We start from the raw sequence: 17,891 nt of genomic DNA on the forward strand, positions 1-17,891 counted from the left end.
GCGTACGGCATCACCCGCTGCGGCGACGGCGCACGAGCCCGCTGGCGAGGCCGACCGCGGGGCCGAGGGCGAGCAGCGCCGCGAGGGCCGCGAAGCCGTGGGCCAGGGTGGTCGTCGTGGCGACCGCGGCGACGAGCAGCGGGCCGCCCGCGTCGCCGAGTTCGCGGCCGAGTTCGGCGGCACCCATGGTCTGGCCCAGACGTTCGGCCGGGGTGGCGGCGGCCAGGGCCGCGAAGCCGAGCGGGGTGACCAGGCCGGTGCCCACGCCGATCAGGGCGGCACCGGTCAGAATGCCGGGCAGGCCGGGCAGCGTGGCGCAGCCCAGTCCGGCGGCGCCGATCAGCAGTCCGGCGGTGAGGCCGGAGCGGGTCGTCAGCCGCCCGGCGTCCAGGGCGCGCCCGGCGCGCGGCTGGGCGACGGCCGCGCAGGCGGCCAGCACCGACACGGCGGCGCCCGTGGCCACCGTGCCCAGCCCGGCCGCCCGGCCCGAGACCGGCAGGAAGCCCACACCGGCCGCGAGGGCGGCGGTCGCGGCGGCCAGGGCGGCGGTCGGGGCGAGGAACGCCGGGTCGGCCAGGCGCCGGGCCAGGTCGAGCACCGTCTGCCGCGCCCTGGGCAGCGGCGGTACGACGGGCACGGCGAGCGCGGCCCACACCGCGACCGCCGCGCCGAGCAGCGCCGTCACCGCGAACAGCAGCCGCAGGCCGCCCGCCCACACGAGCACCCCGCCGAGCAGCGGGCCGAGGGTGTAGCCGACGGACTTGTAGAAGCCGTACGACCCGAAGGCGCGGCCGTGCTTGGCCGCCGGGTTGAGACGGGCGACCAGGGAGGAGGCCGACGGGGAGAAGGCGGAGGCCGCCGCGCCCTGGCCGAGACGGGCGGGCCACAACCATCCGGGGCTGTCCGCCACCACGTAGACGGCCGAGGCCGCGGCGAAGGCGACGAGCCCGCCGAGCAGTACCGGGCGGGCGCCGATCCGGTCGGCGAGGGTGCCGAACAGGGGCTTGAGGAGCACCTCGGCGCCGTCGTAGAGGGCCAGCAGTCCGCCGAGCACCAGCAGTGAGGTGACCGCGTGCGCGGAGCGGGCGCCGAGGCTGGCGGCGATGCCGTGCGCGCCGAAGGCGGTGGTGAACCCGGCCGCGTACAACGGCCGCATCCGAATGTCCGGGGTCGTCCGCGCGGTCGTGGGTGTGCTCACTGGTCCTGCTCCGGGCTCGGGTGCCGACACGTTCGCGGCGGGTCCTGGGTCTGCCCGATCGTGTCGTATCCGGCCGCCGCGGGCCAGGGGCGGGCGGGCCGGATGCGCGGACGCCGTCGGCGGGGATGGCGGCCCGAGCAGGATGCCGACGACTCGCCGCCCCACCTACCGGCTCAGTGAAGCGGGCCACGAACGAGGAGGTCCACGACCAAGAATCGATGCCCCGTATAGGTGGGGCCTATACGAAGCGCCGCAGCGGGGCCGGGCCGGGGATCCTGGCGACTCGGCCGTCCCCGGCCCTGTGGCGCACCGGCCCGGGGCACCGGGCCCACCCGGCCAGGGGACCCGCGGCCGGGCCGCCGGTTTTCCTCCGGGGATGTCCCTACGTACTGTAGGGTCCGGCTCGCCATCCAACCGTCGACGGGGGACCCATGCAGGACGCACGTAGCCCGGGGCCGGGCGCCCCGGCCGGTGAGGACGCTGAGGGTGCGCTCGGCCCGACCGTCGCGTTGCTCGTCGTGAGTCTCACCATCGCCGCCGTCGGCGTGTACCAGCTGTGCGGCTTCGGGCTGCACAGCCTCGACCGGCGGCCCCATCTGTTCAGCGACGGCTTCGCCACGGCGGGGGTCATCGTGGCGACGGTGGCGGCGGGCGCGGCGGTGGGCAACCTGGCCTGGATCCTGACGGCACCCCGCCGCCGCGCGGCCGCGGGCGGCGGACGGACCGGCGACGGACCGATCGGCGAGAGACGGGCCCGTGACGGGCGGATCGGCGAGCCAGGGGCCGATGACGGGTGGATCGGCGGAAGCGGGGCCGGTGACGCCGATCCGGGTCGCGACGGCCCGGGCGGTGCCGAGCCGGGGCCGGGCGAAGCCGAGCCCATGCACGCCCCGGCCGAGTAGCCCTCGCGCTACGCGGGTAGGCCTGCGCCAGGCCCGTACCCGGCACGCCCCCGGATCCTCACCGATTTTCCTCAGGATCGGCGGCCGACAGTCCGGCGCGCCTCCGTTACCCTACGAGCTGTAGGGTCAGCGACAAGGGCGTGCGGCGGGCCGCGCGTCCGTCCGCCCGCTCCGTCCCCGCCGGTTCGCCGGCCCGCTCCCAGTCCCAAGGTGACGTGTCACCATGCCTGCTCAGCAGTCGGTCCCCATCCCCCCTCAGCGCGGCCCCCGCGAATCGGCGCGCCCCTGGCCGAGCCCGCTCCTGCGCAGGCGTGCCGCCACGGCCACGGTCTGGTACCTGCGGCTGCTCGCGGTCCTCAACATCGTCGCGGTGCTCTCGCTGCCGTTCCGCGAGGAGGTGCACGAGCACAACGCGGGCGAGTTCTTCACGCCGTACCTGGCCACCGCCGGCCTGGTCTCGGCGGCGCTGGCGCTGTTCCTGGCCGTGGTGATGCGGCGCCGCAAGCGCGCCGCCTGGCTGTCCAACCTGCTGCTCGCCGGGCCGCTCTTCGCGCTCTACGTCCTCGCGCTGACCCAGGAGCGCTACCGCGACCACGTCTTCAACTGGCTCTCCGCCGCGCTCACCGGCCTGTTCGTGGCCGCCCTGCTGATCGGCCGCCGTGAGTTCAACGCCATCGGCGACCGCTCCAACCCCCGGCTCGCTCTCGCCGTGGGCGTCGGCGGACTGCTGGTCAGCGGCGCCCTGGGCACCCTGCTCGTCGACGCCACCAACACGGTGCCCGACGCCTCCCTGGCCGACAAGATCGCGTACACGATGCTGCGCGGGGTCAGCGTCGGCCCGCTCGCCGACCGCGTCGCCGCCGTGCACGCCCCCCGCTGGACGGACGTCACGATCAACGTCCTGATGGCGGCGACCTTCGTCCTCGTCCTGTACGCCTGCTTCCGCTCGCCCCGCGGCCTCGCCCTGCTCGGCGCGGAGGACGAGAAGCGGCTGCGCGAGCTGCTCGACCGGCACGGCGAGCGGGACTCCCTCGGCTACTTCGCGCTGCGCCGCGACAAGGCCGCGATCTTCTCCCCCACCGGCAAGGCCGCCGTCACCTACCGCGTCGTCAACGGGGTCAGCCTGGCCTCCGGCGACCCCATCGGCGACCCCGAGGCGTGGCCCGGCGCCATCGACGCCTGGCTCGCCGAGGCCCGCCGGCACGCCTGGACGCCCGCCGTCATGGGCGCGAGCGAGGAGGCCGGCACGATCTACGCCCGGCACGGCCTGGACGCGCTGGAACTCGGCGACGAGGCCATTGTGGAGGTCGCCGACTTCACCGTGGAGGGGCGGGCCATGCGGGTCGTGCGGCAGGCGCACAACCGGGTCCGCCGGGCCGGGTACACCGTACGCATCCGCCGCCACGAGGACATCTCCGACGACGAGATGGCGACGCTGGTGGAGCGGGCCGACGCCTGGCGCGACGGCGCCACCGAGCGCGGCTTCTCCATGGCGCTGGGCCGCCTGGGCGACCCGGCCGACGGCCGCTGCGTGATGCTGGAGTGCCGGGACGCCGACGACGTGCCGCGGGCGCTGCTCAGCTTCGTGCCCTGGGGCGAGCACGGCCTGTCGCTGGACCTGATGCGCCGGGACCGCTCCTGCGAGAACGGCCTGATGGAGTTCATGGTCGTCGAGCTGCTGCTGCGCGCCGGGGAGATCGGGGTGCGCCGGGTGTCACTGAACTTCGCGATGTTCCGCTCGGTCTTCGAGCGCGGCGCCCGTCTCGGCGCCGGTCCGGTGCTGCGGCTGTGGCGGTCGGTGCTCACCTTCTTCTCCCGCTGGTGGCAGATCGAGTCCCTCTACCGCGCCAACGCCAAGTACCGGCCCGTGTGGGAGCCCCGGTTCCTGCTGTTCGCCAAGAGCAGCGACATCCCGCGCATCGGCCTGGCCAGCGCCCGCGCCGAGGGCTTCCTCACGCCGCCGGCCCTGCCGTCCTTCACTCGCCGCAAGGAGTCCGCCGCGCCCGCCCAGGCAGGCGCGGGAGCGGAAGACCGCGGCTGAAGGTCACGCCGCCCGGGCGGCCACGGACTCCCCCGTGACCAAGGGGCCACTCCGCCCGGGCTAGCACTCACTCCGGGACGACTCACTCCGGGGCTCCGACCGTCCCGCACGGTTCGCACGCCTTGCGCGGTCTCACACGCATCGCACGGCCTCGCTCGCGCGGGCCTCCTACGGCCGGGGCGTGACCTCGTCACCTCGTCACCTCGCCACTTCGCCGCCTCGTCACTTCGCCGCCTCGTCACCTCGCCACCTCGCCACCTCGTCACCTCGTCCCCACCGTCCGCAGCACCGTCAGCACCAGCGCCCGCGCCACCGCCACCACCTCGCCCACGGACACGTGCTCCCGCGCGCTGTGCGCCACCCGCACGTCGCCCGGCCCGAACTGGAGCGTCGGAATCCCGGCCGCCGCGTACAGCCTGAGGTCGCTGCCGTACGGCGCCCCGCGCTCGCGCACCGGAGCGCCCCCGACGGCGTCCGCGTGCGCGCCGCGCACCACGTCCCGCAGCGGGTGCCCCTCCGGCAGCCGCCCGCTGGCGAACTGCCCGCCGGGCCAGCTCACGTTCGCCGGACGGTCCCGCAGCCACGGGTCGGCCGCGCACGCGTCGGCCACGCACCGCTCCAGCTCGGCCCGGGCGTGCGCCGGGTCCTCGCCCAGCCGTACGCCCAGCCGTCCCTCGGCGACCAGCAGGTCCGGCACGCTGCTCGCCCAGTCACCCGCGCGCAGCGTGCCGACCGACAGCGCGTACGGGATCGGGTACTCCGCCATGAGCGGCGCGGGGTCGGCGTTGCGGGCCCGCTCCAGCTCGGCCAAGGCCCGGTGCAGCGGCAGGTAGGCGTCGATCGCGCTGACCCCGGCGTCCCGCGAGCTGGCGTGCGCCGCCTTGCCGGGCACGGTGAGGCGGAAGGTCAACGCGCCCGCGTTGGCGGTGATCAGCGTGCCGCCGGTCGGCTCGGTGATCACGCACGCGTCCCCGCCGTGGCCGCGGCGCAGCGTGCCGAACGCGCCGAGGCCACCGTCCTCCTCGCCGACCACGAAGTGCGCGGCGACCCGGCCGCGCAGCCGCACCCCGGCCGCGCGGATCGCCGCCAGCGCGGCGAGGTGCGCGACCAGCCCGGCCTTCATGTCGCAGGCGCCGCGCCCGTGCACCAGGTCCCCGCTCACCCTCGGCACGAACGGGTCGCCGTCCCAGGCGGCGTGGTCACCGGGCGGTACGACGTCGACGTGCCCCTGGAGGACGAGCAGCGGCCCGTCGCCGCCGTCCGGCGTCGTGCCGACCAGGCCCCACGCCTCCTCGCGCGGTGCCTCCGCGCCGGGGAAGCCGGGGTGGGCGCGCAGCGCGGGCAGGTCCATGGACCACAGGTCGACGTCCATCCCGAGCCGCTCCAGGCGCCCGGCCAGGTGGTGCTGGATCTCCGACTCGGCGGGGCTCCCGGTCACACTCGGAATCGCGATGAGCTCCTGCAAGGCGCGGGCCACGGCGGCCTCGTCGATCTCGTCGAGCGCGGCGGCCTCGGCACGACCGAGCCCGGCACGACCGAGCCCGCCACGGCCCACCGCGTCCCGGCCCGGCTCCTCGCAGCCCAGGCCGTTCCGGCTCGGGCTGTCCCGGCTCGGCTCCGAGGGGGCCGAGCCCTCCTGGCCCAGGCCCTCGCTGTTCAGCTCGTCGCCGGTGATGGTCATGGGCGCTCCTCGTGGTCGGCCGGTGCCCCCGATCATCGGGCCATCCCGGCCGCCTCGAACAGATGCCTGCGCAGGTGAAACACCCGCGCGAGTGGAGGCCGGCGCGAGTGGAAGCCCGCGCACCCCGGCCCGCCCCGCCCGCCGTCCCCACCGCACCCCTCCGGGCCTCAGCTCCCCCCGCGTGCCCCGTTCGGGGTCCCGCCGGTGTCGTGATGGCCGCGGTCCCGGTCCACGCCCACCGTGAACCCGATCACGGCACCGCCCCCGGCGCGCCGGAAGGCGAACGGCGCGCCGCCGTGGGCCAGGGCCACCTCCCGCACGATGGACAGGCCGAGGCCGGAGCCGGGCAGGGAACGGGCGTCGGCGGCGCGGTAGAAGCGGTCGAAGATACGGATCAGGTCCCCCTCGGAGATGCCGGGCCCACGGTCGAGGACCTCGACGCGGACCGGGCCCGGCCGGGCCGGCCCGGCCACCGTGATCTCGATGGGCGCCCTGCCGCCGCGGTCGAACTTCGCGGCGTTCTCGACGAGGTTGGACAGCGCGCGCTGGAGCATCCCCGGGCGGCCGTCGGCCGTCGTGTCGCCGCTCGCGCGGACCACGACGGTGCGCCCGGTACGGCGGCGGGCGGCACCCGCGACGTCCTCGGCGATGTCGGCGAGGTCGACCCGCTGCGGCGGCTCGGTGTCGGACTGCCCGGCGGCGAGGTCGACGAGCTCGTTGACCAGGTCGGTCAGCTCGCGGGCCTCCTGGGTGAGGTCGGCGACCAGTTCCTCGCGGGTGGCGGGCGGGAGTTCGTCTATGCGGCGCAGCAGGGAGATGTTGGTCCGCAGGGAGGTGAGCGGGGTCCGCAGTTCATGGCCCGCGTCCTGGACCAGCCGCCGCTGGTCCTCCTCGGACTGGGCGAGCCGGCCGAGCATGTGGTCGAAGGAGCGACCGAGGCGGCCCACCTCGTCGTAGCCGGTGACGGGGACCTCGATGCCGAGCTGCCGGGTGCGGGCGACGTCCTCGGCGGCGGAGGTGAGGATCACCAGCCGGCGTGTGATGCGGCGGGCCAGCCACCAGCCGCACAGGCCGGCGGCGATCACCACGACGCCCATCAGGACGAGGGTGCGCTGCTGGAGGGCCCGCAGCAGGTCCTCGGTGTCGCTGAACTCCTGCGCGACCTGCACGGCGCCGCGCCCGTCGCCGAGCGCCACGGTGGCGATGCGGTAGACGTCCGAGGCGACGACGACGTCCTTGTACTCCACGGTCCTTCCGTCGACCCGGGAGGCGGCCAGCGCCCGGTCCTTCGCGGTGACCGGCAGCACGGGGCTGCCGTGGTCGACGATCTGACCGCGCGGGCCGAGCACCTGCACATCGGTGCGGCTGGGCCGGACGACCTCGTGGCCCGGGCGGGAGGAGGAGAAGTCCTCGGGCGTACGGTCGTAGCGCCGCACCTCGTCCTGCACGTCCTGCACGACCTGGGTGAACACGGACTGCTGGTCGACCCGCACCAGCCGCGCCGCGGAGCTGTACGACACGATGCCGACGAGGATGGTGACGGCGGCGGTGACCGCGGCGAACGACACCGCGAACGTGGTGCGCAGCGACGACAGCCGGGGCCGGGGCAGGTCCCGCAGCCGCGCGAGACGGCCCACCTAGTCCTCCCGCAGCACGTAACCCACGCCGCGGACGGTGTGGATCAGCTGCGGCGCGCCCGGCTGGTCGAGCTTGCGGCGCAGATAGCCGACGTACACGGCGAGGTTCTTGGAGCCGGGGCCGAAGTCGTAGCCCCAGATGCGGTCGTAGATGGTCGAGTGGTCGAGGACGATGCCGGCGTTGCGGACCAGCAGTTCCAGCAGTTCGAACTCGGTGCGGGTCAGCTCCAGCTCCCGCTCGCCCCGCCACACGCGGCGGGCCTGCAGGTCCATGCGGATGCCGGCCGCCTCGACCTGCCGCTCGGGCAGCTGCGGTTCCCTCACCGGCGCCTCGCCCGCGGGGGCGCCGCCGCCGTTGGGGCTGGTGCGGCGCAGCAGGGCGCGCAGGCGGGCGAAGACCTCCTCGACGTCGAACGGCTTGACCACGTAGTCGTCGGCGCCCGCGTCCAGACCGGCGATGCGGTCGGCGGTCTCCACGAGGGCGGTGAGCATGAGGATCGGGGTGCGGTCGCCCTCGGCGCGCAGCACCCGGCAGACCTGGAGGCCGTCGATGCCCGGCATCATCACGTCCAGGACGAGGACGTCCGGCGGGATCTTGTGGGCCTGGGCGAGTGCCTCGACGCCGTCGGCGACCGCCGTCACCGCGTAGCCCTCCAGGGTCAGGGCCCGCTCCAGGGCGTGGCGGATGGCGCGGTCGTCTTCGGCGAGCAGCACAGTCTGAGGCACGGGTCCAGTCTGCCAAGGCCCACGACGCCGTGGCCGGGGCGAACAGGTCTACGATCACCCTTTTTACCCGGCTCTCACCGTCCCGGACGCAACCCGGGTCGGGGCGCCCGCCGTCCTCTCACCTCGCGCCGCGCGGCCCTCGGGGCCCGGTGACCGCGCCCGGGTCCCGGCGCGGCCCGCGCCCCGTCACGTCCGCAGGGCCGCGAGCCGCTCCTCGAACGGCACCACCCGGAAGCCACCGGCCTCCTCGGGCACGGTCCCGGGCACGGCCTCGGGCGCGGTCTCGGGCGCGGATTCCCGCGCCGCGGTCGCCGCCGGCGCGGTCGCCGGGAAACGGGCCGCCGGGAGACCGGCCTCGGGACCGGCCGAGGGGCCCGGCGCACCCGACAGGCCCGTCATCAGCGTGACCAGCTCGCCCGCCGCCCGTTCGATCCGCTCGGGCAGGCCCTCGGCGCCCCAGTCCTCCGAGGCGGCGTAGACGCCGGTCGGGACGACCACCGCCCGCAGATGGGCGAAGAGCGGACGCAGCGCGTGGTCCAGCACCAGCGAGTGGCGGGCCGTGCCCCCGGTCGCCGCGATCAGCACCGGCCTGCCCACCAGGGCGTCCTTGTCCAGCACGTCGAAGAAGGACTTGAACAGTCCGCTGTACGACGCCGCGAACACCGGGGTGACCACGATCAGCCCGTCGGCGGCCGCCACCGCGTCCAGCGCGCCGGCCAGCGCCTTGCCGGGGAAACCGCTGGTGAGGTGGTGGGCGATCTCGACGGCGAGGTCGCGCAGCTCGACCACCCGCACATCCAGGGCGCCGGCCGGGGCCCGCCGCTCCGCCGCGGCCGCCAGCCGGTCGGCCAGCAGCCGGGTGGAGGACGGGACGCTCAGCCCCGCGGAGACGACGACGAGCTTCATGCGGCGGCCTCCCGCGACGTCCGGTCCGCCAGCAGGGACACGTGCGTCGGCGCGTCCGGCACGCCCGCCGGGCGGCCCGCCGCGAACTCCTTGCGCAGCACCGGAACGACCTCCTCGCCGAGCATGTCGATCTGCTCCAGCACGGTCTTCAGCGGCAGTCCCGCGTGGTCCATCAGGAACAGCTGGCGCTGGTAGTCGCCGGCGTACTCGCGGAAGGACAGGGTCTTCTCGATCACCTGCTGCGGGGAGCCGACGGTCAGCGGGGTCTGGTCGGTGAAGTCCTCCAGGGAGGGCCCGTGACCGTAGACCGGGGCGTTGTCGAAGTAGGGACGGAACTCGCGCACCGCCTCCTGGGAGTTGCGCCGCATGAACACCTGGCCGCCGAGGCCGACGATCGCCTGCTCGGCCGTGCCGTGCCCGTAGTGGGCGTAGCGGGAGCGGTACAGCTCGATCATCCGCTTGGTGTGGTCGGCGGGCCAGAAGATGTTGTTGTGGAAGAAGCCGTCGCCGTAGTACGCGGCCTGCTCGGCGATCTCCGGGGAGCGGATGGAGCCGTGCCAGACGAACGGGGGTGTGCCGTCCAGCGGGCGGGGGGTGGAGGTGAAGCCCTGGAGCGGGGTGCGGAACTTCCCCTCCCAGTCGACCACGTCCTCGCGCCACAGCCGGTGCAGCAGCGCGTAGTTCTCGACGGCGAGGTTGATGCCCTGGCGGATGTCCTGGCCGAACCACGGGTAGACGGGCCCGGTGTTGCCGCGGCCCATCATCAGGTCGACCCGGCCGTCCGCGAGGTGCTGGAGCATCGCGAAGTCCTCGGCGATCTTCACCGGGTCGTTGGTGGTGATGAGGGTGGTGGAGGTGGACAGGATCAGCCGCTCCGTCCGCGCGGCGATGTAGCCGAGCATCGTGGTCGGCGACGACGGCACGAACGGCGGGTTGTGGTGCTCGCCGGTCGCGAAGACGTCGAGGCCGGCCTCCTCGGCCTTCAGCGCGATGGCGACCATGGCCTTGATGCGCTCGCGCTCGGTCGGCGTACGGCCCGTGGTGGGGTCCGGCGTGACGTCGCCGACGCTGAAGATCCCGAACTGCATGGTCGCTCACCCTCCAGGTTGTTGACTGTTCAACTATATCCCTGGAACGGGCGCCCCACCGGCGGTATTCCCTTCCCCGCCGGTGGGCCGACCCGAGGCTTCAGTGGGCTGGTCCGCGGGGCCGGCGAGCTGATCCGAGGCGCCGGTGGGCCGACCCGAGGTGTTCGACGCTCGCCCCGGAGCCGGTTCGGACGCCGGCTCGCGCCGCCCCGGCAGCAGCAGCGGAGTCGCCAGGAGCAGCAGACCCGCGACACCGATCGCGGTCCGCGGGCCGGCCAGAGCGCCGAGCAGGCCCCACAGCGCGGTCAGCGCCGCGATGGTCGCCTTGCCGGTCACCGACCACGCCGACAACACACGGGCGACCCGGTCCGAGGGCGTCCGCTCCAGCCGGTACGTCGCGAACACCGGGTTGAACACGGCGCAGCAGGTGATCAGCATCAGCTCCACCACCATCACGAGCGCCAGCCCGGGCACACCCGGCCGGACCAGCACCAGCCCCACCGGCCAGCACGCGCGCAGCACCCCGGCGGCGAGCAGCACCCGGCCCTGCCCGAACCGGGCGACCAGCGGCCGGGCCAGCCGGGAGCCGACCAGACCCCCGAGGCACGGCACCGCGAAGGCCAGCCCGTACTGCCACGGCGCGAACCCCAGCGGGCCGAGCATCAGCACCGCGAGCAGCGGCGAGACCGCCATGATCAGGCCGTTGTTCAGGACCGTGTTGAAGAACAGCGGGCGCAGCACCGGATGGGAAAGGATGAACCGCCACCCCTGGAGCAGATCGCCCGCCCGCGGCCGCGCCGGCGCGGCCGCGCGCTCGGGGCGCGGTTCCCTCCCGCCGATCGCCCGGATCCCGGCGGCCGACAGCAGAAAGCTGACCGCGTCGGCCGCCACCGTCACCACCGGCCCGAACAGCCCGATCGCCGCGCCCCCGGCCGGCGGCCCGAGCACGCTGGCCGTCCAGGTCGTCGACTCGAACCTGCCGTTGGCGGCCAGCAGGTCCTCAGGAGGCACGAGAGTCTTCAGATACGCGCCGCTCGCCGCGCCGAAGGCGATGTCGGCCGCGGCCACGACCACCGACACGACCAGCAGCTGGGCGAAGCCGAGCCCGCCGAACGCGAACGCCACGGGCACGCTGAGCAGCGCCGCGCACCGGACCAGGTCCGCAGCGATCATCACCGGGCGCTTGCGGCGGAACTCCATCCACGGCCCGAGGGGCACCGCCAGCACCGCGCCCACCGCCAGGCCCACGGCCGCCAGGAGCGACACCTCGGCCGACCCGGCGTGCAGCACCAGCACCGCGATCAACGGGAAGGCGTCGAACGCCAGCCACGACCCGAACGTACTGACCCCGTACGCCGCCCACAGCCACCCGAACCGCCGCCCCAGCCCCCGGCTCGCCACCCCGGCCCCACCTCCTCAGCACCACGACCACGGGCATCCAAGCAGAAACGGCCGCGGGCTCCGTGCGAGGCTGCCCGCATGACGATCCTCCGCTCCGCCGCCCTCTTCGTCGTCGCCGCGCTGTTCGAGATCGGCGGCGCCTGGCTGGTCTGGCAGGGCGTGCGCGAACACCGCGGCTGGCTGTGGGCCGGCGGCGGTGTCCTCGCCCTCGGCGCGTACGGCTTCGTCGCCACCTTCCAGCCGGACGCCCACTTCGGCCGCGTCCTCGCCGCGTACGGCGGGGTCTTCGTCGCCGGTTCGCTCCTGTGGGGCGCGGTCGCGGACGGCTACCGGCCCGACCGCTGGGACCTCGCGGGCGCCCTGATCTGCCTCGCCGGCATGGCGGTGATCATGTGGGCCCCGCGCGGCGGCACCTGACCGGCGACCAGCGCGCCGGGGCCGGAAGGCCCACTCGGGCGCCCGCCCCCGTCGCCTACTCTGGGCACCAGGAACCGCCGCAGCCCGAGGAGCAGTCCATGGCCACCGCCGCACCGTCCGCCGCCTCCCGCATCGCCGTCGTCACCGGTGCGAGCAGCGGCATCGGCGCCGCCACGGCCCGGCAACTCGCCGCGGCCGGCTACCGCGTCGTTCTGACCGCCCGCCGCAAGGACCGCATCGAGGCGCTCGCCGAGGAGATCAACGCCGCAGGCCACGCGGCGACGGCGTACCAGCTGGACGTCACCGACCGGACCGCGGTCGACGAGTTCGCCACCGCCTTCAAAACGGTCGCCGTCCTGGTCAACAACGCGGGCGGCGCGCTCGGCGCCGACCCGGTCGCCACCGGCGACCCGGCCGACTGGCGCACGATGTACGAGACGAACGTCCTCGGCACCCTGAACCTCACCCAGGCCCTGCTGCCCAAGCTGGAGGCCGGCGGCGACGGCACCATCGTCGTGGTGTCGTCCACCGCGGGTCACGCCACCTACGAGGGCGGCGCGGGCTACGTCGCCGCCAAGCACGGCGCCCACGTCCTCGCCGAGACCCTCCGCCTGGAGATCGTCGGCACCCCCGTCCGCGTCATCGAGATCGCGCCCGGCATGGTGAAGACGGACGAGTTCGCGCTGACCCGCTTCGGCGGCGACAAGGAGAAGGCGGACAAGGTCTACGAGGGCGTCGCCGAGCCGCTCACCGCCGACGACGTCGCCGAGACCATCACCTGGGCGGTGACCCGCCCCAGCCACGTCAACATCGACCTGCTGATCGTGCGCCCGCGCGCCCAGGCGTCCAACACCAAGGTGTACCGGGAGCGGCCGTGACCGACACCCCCGACCGCCAGGCGGAGCGCGAACGCCTGGCCCTGGAGACGAAGCGCGAACGCCAGGTCTGGTACTACCTCGCCTACTTCCTCTTCGGCATCCACATCATGGCCTTCGTCATGATCTACGCGGTCCGCCACGCGAAGTAGCACCGGCACCCACGAAAGCGACCCGGCCGACCCGGCGGCACGCGCCGCGTGGCTCCCGGCCGGCGCCGGGAGCCAGGTGCGTCAGCCCTTCACGCACACGACCTGCTTCAGCTTCGCCACGACCTCCACCAGGTCGCGCTGCTGGTCGATGACCTGCTCGATCGGCTTGTAGGCCCCGGGGATCTCGTCGACGACGCCGGAGTCCTTGCGGCACTCCACTCCCCGGGTCTGCTCCTCGAGGTCCTTGGTGGAGAAGCGCCGCTTGGCGGCGTTGCGGCTCATGCGCCGACCGGCACCGTGCGACGCGGAGTTGAAGGACTTGTCGTTGCCGAGGCCCTTCACGATGTACGAGCCGGTGCCCATCGAGCCCGGGATGATCCCGTACTCGCCCGAGCCCGCGCGGATCGCGCCCTTGCGGGTGACGAGCAGGTCCACGCCCTCGTACCGCTCACGGCTGACGTAGTTGTGATGGCAGCTCACCTCGGGATCGAAGGCGACCTTGGCCTTCTTGAACTCCTTGCGGACCACGTCCTTGAGGAGCGCCATCATGATCGACCGGTTGTACTTGGCGTATTCCTGGGCCCAGTAGAGGTCGTGCTCGTACGCGGCCATCTGCGGGGTGTCCGCGACGAAGACCGCGAGGTCACGGTCGACCAGGCCCTGGTTGTGCGGGAGCTTCTGCGCGACGCCGATGTGGTGCTCGGCCAGTTCCTTGCCGATGTTCCGGGAACCGGAGTGGAGCATCAGCCAAACGAAACCGGTCGAATCCGTGCACACTTCGACGAAGTGGTTGCCGCTACCGAGCGTTCCCATCTGCTTTGTCGCCCGTTCCTGGCGGAACTTGACCGATTCGGCCACCCCTTCGAACCGCTCCCAGAAGTCCCCCCACCCCGAGGTCGCGAAGCCGTGGAAGCGGCCGGGGTCCACCGGGCCGTCGTGCATCCCGCGGCCCACCGGGATCGCCTGCTCGATCTTCGAGCGCAGCCGGGAGAGGTCGCCCGGCAGGTCGTTCGCCGTCAGGGAGGTGCGGACCGCGGACATCCCGCAGCCGATGTCGACCCCGACCGCCGCCGGGCACACCGCACCCCGCATCGCGATCACCGAGCCGACCGTGGCGCCCTTGCCGTAGTGGACGTCCGGCATGACCGCGAGGCCCTTGATCCAGGGCAGGGTCGCCACGTTCTGGAGCTGCTGCATCGCCGCGCCCTCGACCGTCGCGGGGTCGGCCCACATACGGATGGGGACCTTCGCGCCCGGCATTTCCACGTACGACATATCGTCCTCATTCCCCCGGATACCTACAGAAGCCTTTAATCGCAATACCGGCGCCAAGGTCCACGAAACAGGACTACGGACCGGCGTCCACGGCAGTGCGTGCGATACACATTGTCTCCAGGGGGCGCCCCCGCCCGGCAAGCGAATAAGCGGCGGGGACCGCCGAGACCACCCAGTGAACGGACATCGTCGAGAGGAGCCCGACCGTGCTGCGGAAGGCGTACGTATCCGGGTCGGCCGCGCTTCTCGTGGCGCTGCTGGCCGGGTGCACCTCGGGCTCGCCGGGCAGCGCCGACACGGACGACGCCAACCCGGGCGACGCCGGTACGGCGACGGTGGCGGCCCAGCCGGGCAAGTACCGCACGCTGCCGGAGCCCTGCGGCGCGGTCGGCCACGGCACCCTCGACGCGATGCTGCCCGGCATCAAGCAGCTCACGGACCTGGACCAGCGCACCAAGGCGTACGAGGGCGAGGCCACGCTCACGTACGACACCGACCGCAGGGTGGGCTGCCGCTGGAAGGTCGACGGCCCGGATGCCACCGACCATCTGTCGGTCGACTTCGAGCGGGTCGTCTCCTACGACAACAGCGTGAGCGACGACAGCCAGGCACAGTCGGTCTTCGCGGCGAAGCAGACGGCCGCCGACCTCCCCGAGCCCACCGCCACCACGTCCGGCACCGGCACCGGCAGCACCAGCCCGAGCAGCGGCACCGGCGCCGCCGGCGGCCCGCCCTCCTCCTCCGCCGCCCCGTCCTCGCCCGCCGCCTCCACCCCGTCCTCCCCCTCCCCCACCTCCTCGTCCTCCACGTCGGCGTCCCCCTCCGGCAGCGCCGCCTCGGCCGACCTCCAGCCTCGCGTCCTGAGCGACGTCGGCGACGAGGCGTTCCTCGACGACGCGCTCAGCAGCTCCGGCTCGACGGCGAAACAGCGGACGGTGACTGTGGCGTTCCGCACGTCCAACGTGGTGGTGACCATCGAGTACGAGGAGCAGCCGGCGACCGTCGGCGTGGTCCCGGACAGCAAGGAAATGCAGGACAGGGCCCGGAAACTGGCGGCGCAACTGGCCGATTCACTCAGCGGCTGACCGCCGTTCCGCACGCCTTCACGCCCCGGCGCACAGCACGCGAACCGGGAACGCCCGGCTGTCTCACCGCGTACCGTGGCCCCTCGGAACCGATCCGACCGCAAGGAATCACCGAGCGTCATGAGTGAAGGAACCATGCAGCGAGCAGTGAAGCGTCTGAACCGTGCCGTCGTCTGCGCGGCCGCCGTCCCCGTGATGTTCCTGGCCGCGGCCTGTTCCTCCGGCTCCGGCTCCGGCTCCTCCGGCGGCGGCGAGGAGACCCCGGCGGGGAACGCCAAGGGGTCCACGAGCGCGAGCGCTTCGCCGACCGTGCAGGCGGCCGCGTACGGCAAGCTCCCGGAGGCATGCAAGGCCCTGTCGGGGAAGACACTGGGCGAACTGGTTCCGAAGGGTGCGAAGTCGGGCAAGGAGGGCACGTCGAGCGACGTCTCCACGCGTGGCAGCTGCTCCTGGAACAGCCTGGACAACAACGGCGTGAAGGGTTCGCAGTTCCGCTGGCTGAATGTCTCCCTGCTGCGCTTCGAGTCCGACCCCTCGCGCGGCGCGGGCGACAAGCAGGCGCGGGCGTACTACCAGAAGCAGGTGCGTGACGCGGCGTCGGTGACGGGCGCGAAGAACAGCAAGTCGCAGCCGCTGTCCGGGACGGGCGACGAGGCGACGGCGATCCGCTACGACCTGAAGAAGAATGAGGGCACCTTCAAGCAGCAGACGGTCGTGGCGCGGGTGGAGAACGTGGTCGTCACCCTCGACTACAACGGCGCGGGTCTGGCCGGCGACAAGGCGCCGGACGCCGCCGAGCTGGCCAAGGACACGGAGAAGGCGGCCCGGGAAGTGGTGGCTGCGGTGGCCGACGCCAACGGCGGCTCCGGTGCCTCGAAGCCGGGCGGGTCCTCGTCCGAGTCGCCCTCGAAGCAGGCGTCCCCGTCGGCCTCGAAGTCGCCCTCCAAGTCGGCGTCCCCGTCGGCCTCGAAGAACTGAGACGTCGGCCTCCGAGAACTCGGGGTCAGCGCGCGAAGAACTGACAGGTCGGCAGGCGGACAGATCCGAGCAATCGGATCCGGCCACCCGTTCCTCGTACGGATGTGCCACCCTGTTGCGCGCAAGAACACGCAATGGGGAGGGAGTACGGGTGGCCGCGCCACTGCAGCTGACTCGGATGCACCGCGTTCTCATCGGCGTGGTCGTGACCGGTGCCGTGATCATCGCCGGGATCGGCTTCGCCGGTTCGTACGCGGCCGTCCGCGAACTCGCCTTCAAAAAGGGCTTCGGGAACTTCAGTTACGTCCTGCCGGTGGGCATCGACGCGGGCATCTGCGTCCTGCTCGCCCTCGATCTGCTGCTGACCTGGATCCGCATCCCCTTCCCGCTGCTGCGCCAGACCGCGTGGCTGCTGACGGCGGCGACGATCGCGTTCAACGGCGCCGCCGCGTGGCCCGACCCGCTGGGCGTCGGCATGCACGCGGTGATCCCCATCCTGTTCGTGGTCTCGGTGGAGGCGGCCCGGCACGCGATCGGCCGGATCGCGGACATCACCGCCGACAAGCACATGGAGGGCGTCCGGCTCACCCGCTGGCTGCTCTCGCCGCTCCCGACCTTCCTGCTGTGGCGCCGTATGAAGCTGTGGGAGCTGCGCTCCTACGAGCAGGTCATCAAGCTGGAGCAGGAGCGCCTGGTCTACCAGGCGCGGCTGCGTTCGCGCTTCGGCCGGACCTGGCGCCGGAAGGCTCCGGTGGAGTCCCTGATGCCGCTGCGGCTGGCCCGCTACGGCGTTCCGCTGGCGGAGACGGCCCCGGCGGGTCTGGCGGCGGCGGGCATCGAGCCGGCGCTGATACCCCCGGCGCCGCGGCAGGAGCTCGACGCCGTGACCGCGGACGCGCGCACGGCCGGCCCCGCGTCCGCGGCGCAGCGGCCGGCGCGGGCGGGCGAGTCGTCGCGCCCGGAGCTGGTCGCCCAGCAGCAGCGGCAGCCCGCCGGCCCCGAGCCGGAGTACGCGCAGCAGCCGCCGGAGGACCAGAGCCCCTGGTTCCAGACCCCGGTGGCGGTCGACTACCAGGGCGACTACGACCCGACGTACGACCCGGAGCAGTACGCCCAGTGGTACGCGGAGCAGCAGCAGGCCGAGCAGTACCAGGCGGACCAGTACCGGACCGCCGCCCGGTACGAAGAGCCCTCCGCCCAGGAGTTCGCGGAGCCGGGCCCGGAGGAGACCGGCAGCTTCCCGATCCCGTCCGGCCCGAACCGCACCCGTCAGCTCGGTGAGGGCGGCGGTACCCCGCCTGTCGAGCCGGACGAGGAGGGCTACTACCAGGTGTTCAAGCAGTCGATAAGCGGCAGCGGCTACCCGACCCAGCGCGAGTTCAGCGACAACGTCGAGGCGACGTACGGCGCCCCCGTCCCGGATGCCGAGGCCAAGAAGATGGTCATGCGTTTCCGGAACCGCCACACCGCGGAGCTGGAGGACGAACACATCGCCTAGGCGGTCCCGGTACGGCGTAGGGGGCTCCCGG

Annotated in this window: 16 protein-coding genes; 8 read left to right on the top strand and 8 right to left on the bottom strand. The window is 73.6% G+C overall.

Going from position 1 to position 17,891, the window contains the following annotated elements; genetic code table 11:
* Window positions 1–10: 10 nt before the first annotated feature.
* On the bottom strand, window positions 11–1,156 hold the full coding sequence (locus tag ACIQ9G_RS14470) for an MFS transporter (protein ID WP_403608842.1): 1,146 nt from the start codon (window positions 1,154–1,156) through the stop codon (window positions 11–13).
* 473 nt (window positions 1,157–1,629) lie between these two features.
* Between ACIQ9G_RS14470 and ACIQ9G_RS14475 the strand changes: the two genes are divergently transcribed.
* The gene (locus tag ACIQ9G_RS14475; protein ID WP_403608751.1) at window positions 1,630–2,100 is read left to right on the top strand and encodes a hypothetical protein; all 471 of its coding nucleotides are present in this window, start codon (window positions 1,630–1,632) and stop codon (window positions 2,098–2,100) included.
* Window positions 2,101–2,323: 223 nt separating this feature from the next.
* Window positions 2,324–4,141, top strand: a complete 1,818-nt coding sequence (locus ACIQ9G_RS14480) for a phosphatidylglycerol lysyltransferase domain-containing protein (RefSeq protein ID WP_403608752.1) — start codon at window positions 2,324–2,326, stop codon at window positions 4,139–4,141.
* A 262-nt stretch (window positions 4,142–4,403) separates the two neighbouring features.
* Here ACIQ9G_RS14480 and ACIQ9G_RS14485 read toward each other — a convergent pair whose 3' ends face one another.
* The 6 genes from ACIQ9G_RS14485 to ACIQ9G_RS14510 form a co-directional block, all read right to left on the bottom strand.
* Complete coding sequence (locus ACIQ9G_RS14485) at window positions 4,404–5,822, bottom strand: ArgE/DapE family deacylase (RefSeq protein WP_403608753.1); 1,419 nt, start codon at window positions 5,820–5,822, stop codon at window positions 4,404–4,406.
* A gap of 167 nt (window positions 5,823–5,989) precedes the next feature.
* On the bottom strand, window positions 5,990–7,459 hold the full coding sequence (locus ACIQ9G_RS14490) for an ATP-binding protein (RefSeq protein WP_403608754.1): 1,470 nt from the start codon (window positions 7,457–7,459) through the stop codon (window positions 5,990–5,992).
* On the bottom strand, window positions 7,460–8,173 hold the full coding sequence (locus ACIQ9G_RS14495; RefSeq protein WP_403608844.1) for a response regulator transcription factor: 714 nt from the start codon (window positions 8,171–8,173) through the stop codon (window positions 7,460–7,462). It lies immediately after the preceding gene.
* 198 nt (window positions 8,174–8,371) lie between these two features.
* The gene (locus ACIQ9G_RS14500; RefSeq protein WP_403608755.1) at window positions 8,372–9,091 is read right to left on the bottom strand and encodes a CE1759 family FMN reductase; all 720 of its coding nucleotides are present in this window, start codon (window positions 9,089–9,091) and stop codon (window positions 8,372–8,374) included.
* Window positions 9,088–10,179, bottom strand: coding sequence for an LLM class flavin-dependent oxidoreductase (locus ACIQ9G_RS14505; protein WP_403608756.1), 1,092 nt, complete (start codon window positions 10,177–10,179; stop codon window positions 9,088–9,090). Before ACIQ9G_RS14505 ends, ACIQ9G_RS14500 begins: the two co-directional genes overlap by 4 nt.
* 33 nt (window positions 10,180–10,212) lie before the next feature.
* Window positions 10,213–11,580: an MFS transporter gene (locus ACIQ9G_RS14510; RefSeq protein ID WP_403608757.1), complete on the bottom strand. Its 1,368-nt coding sequence runs from the start codon at window positions 11,578–11,580 to the stop codon at window positions 10,213–10,215.
* 78 nt (window positions 11,581–11,658) lie between these two features.
* Here ACIQ9G_RS14510 and ACIQ9G_RS14515 point away from each other — a divergent pair, with 78 nt between their 5' ends.
* The 3 genes from ACIQ9G_RS14515 to ACIQ9G_RS14525 all read left to right on the top strand — a co-directional run bounded on the left by ACIQ9G_RS14515 (window position 11,659) and on the right by ACIQ9G_RS14525 (window position 13,024).
* Window positions 11,659–11,997, top strand: a complete 339-nt coding sequence (locus ACIQ9G_RS14515) for a YnfA family protein (protein WP_403608758.1) — start codon at window positions 11,659–11,661, stop codon at window positions 11,995–11,997.
* A gap of 98 nt (window positions 11,998–12,095) precedes the next feature.
* On the top strand, window positions 12,096–12,875 hold the full coding sequence (locus ACIQ9G_RS14520; protein WP_403608759.1) for an SDR family NAD(P)-dependent oxidoreductase: 780 nt from the start codon (window positions 12,096–12,098) through the stop codon (window positions 12,873–12,875).
* Window positions 12,872–13,024 carry a hypothetical protein gene (locus tag ACIQ9G_RS14525; protein ID WP_403608760.1) on the top strand — a complete coding sequence of 51 codons (153 nt, stop codon included), beginning with the start codon at window positions 12,872–12,874 and terminating at the stop codon, window positions 13,022–13,024. The genes ACIQ9G_RS14520 and ACIQ9G_RS14525 overlap by 4 nt, the downstream gene beginning before the upstream one ends.
* A gap of 81 nt (window positions 13,025–13,105) precedes the next feature.
* Here ACIQ9G_RS14525 and ACIQ9G_RS14530 read toward each other — a convergent pair whose 3' ends face one another.
* Complete coding sequence (locus tag ACIQ9G_RS14530; RefSeq protein ID WP_403608761.1) at window positions 13,106–14,299, bottom strand: RtcB family protein; 1,194 nt, start codon at window positions 14,297–14,299, stop codon at window positions 13,106–13,108.
* 206 nt (window positions 14,300–14,505) lie between these two features.
* Between ACIQ9G_RS14530 and ACIQ9G_RS14535 the strand changes: the two genes are divergently transcribed.
* The 3 genes from ACIQ9G_RS14535 (at window position 14,506) to ACIQ9G_RS14545 (ending at window position 17,860) form a co-directional block, all read left to right on the top strand.
* Window positions 14,506–15,384: a DUF3558 domain-containing protein gene (locus tag ACIQ9G_RS14535; RefSeq protein ID WP_403608762.1), complete on the top strand. Its 879-nt coding sequence runs from the start codon at window positions 14,506–14,508 to the stop codon at window positions 15,382–15,384.
* A 120-nt stretch (window positions 15,385–15,504) separates the two neighbouring features.
* The gene (locus ACIQ9G_RS14540; protein WP_403608763.1) at window positions 15,505–16,362 is read left to right on the top strand and encodes a DUF3558 domain-containing protein; all 858 of its coding nucleotides are present in this window, start codon (window positions 15,505–15,507) and stop codon (window positions 16,360–16,362) included.
* A 151-nt stretch (window positions 16,363–16,513) separates the two neighbouring features.
* The gene (locus tag ACIQ9G_RS14545) at window positions 16,514–17,860 is read left to right on the top strand and encodes a DUF2637 domain-containing protein (protein ID WP_403608764.1); all 1,347 of its coding nucleotides are present in this window, start codon (window positions 16,514–16,516) and stop codon (window positions 17,858–17,860) included.
* Window positions 17,861–17,891 lie beyond the last annotated feature (31 nt).

The organism is Streptomyces sp. NPDC096152 (genome assembly GCF_044763235.1).
Lineage (GTDB): Bacteria > Actinomycetota > Actinomycetes > Streptomycetales > Streptomycetaceae > Streptomyces.

What these genes read in the sequence shown, in the direction of transcription:
- ACIQ9G_RS14470 (WP_403608842.1), bottom strand. Translation starts at nt 1,156, where the DNA reads ATGCGGCCGTTGTACGCGGCCGGGTTCACCACCGCCTTCGGCGCGCAC.
- ACIQ9G_RS14475 (WP_403608751.1), top strand. Translation starts at nt 1,630, where the DNA reads ATGCAGGACGCACGTAGCCCGGGGCCGGGCGCCCCGGCCGGTGAGGAC.
- ACIQ9G_RS14480 (WP_403608752.1), top strand. Translation starts at nt 2,324, where the DNA reads ATGCCTGCTCAGCAGTCGGTCCCCATCCCCCCTCAGCGCGGCCCCCGC.
- ACIQ9G_RS14485 (WP_403608753.1), bottom strand. Translation starts at nt 5,822, where the DNA reads ATGACCATCACCGGCGACGAGCTGAACAGCGAGGGCCTGGGCCAGGAG.
- ACIQ9G_RS14500 (WP_403608755.1), bottom strand. Translation starts at nt 9,091, where the DNA reads ATGAAGCTCGTCGTCGTCTCCGCGGGGCTGAGCGTCCCGTCCTCCACC.
- ACIQ9G_RS14505 (WP_403608756.1), bottom strand. Translation starts at nt 10,179, where the DNA reads ATGCAGTTCGGGATCTTCAGCGTCGGCGACGTCACGCCGGACCCCACC.
- ACIQ9G_RS14515 (WP_403608758.1), top strand. Translation starts at nt 11,659, where the DNA reads ATGACGATCCTCCGCTCCGCCGCCCTCTTCGTCGTCGCCGCGCTGTTC.
- ACIQ9G_RS14520 (WP_403608759.1), top strand. Translation starts at nt 12,096, where the DNA reads ATGGCCACCGCCGCACCGTCCGCCGCCTCCCGCATCGCCGTCGTCACC.
- ACIQ9G_RS14530 (WP_403608761.1), bottom strand. Translation starts at nt 14,299, where the DNA reads ATGTCGTACGTGGAAATGCCGGGCGCGAAGGTCCCCATCCGTATGTGG.
- ACIQ9G_RS14540 (WP_403608763.1), top strand. Translation starts at nt 15,505, where the DNA reads ATGAGTGAAGGAACCATGCAGCGAGCAGTGAAGCGTCTGAACCGTGCC.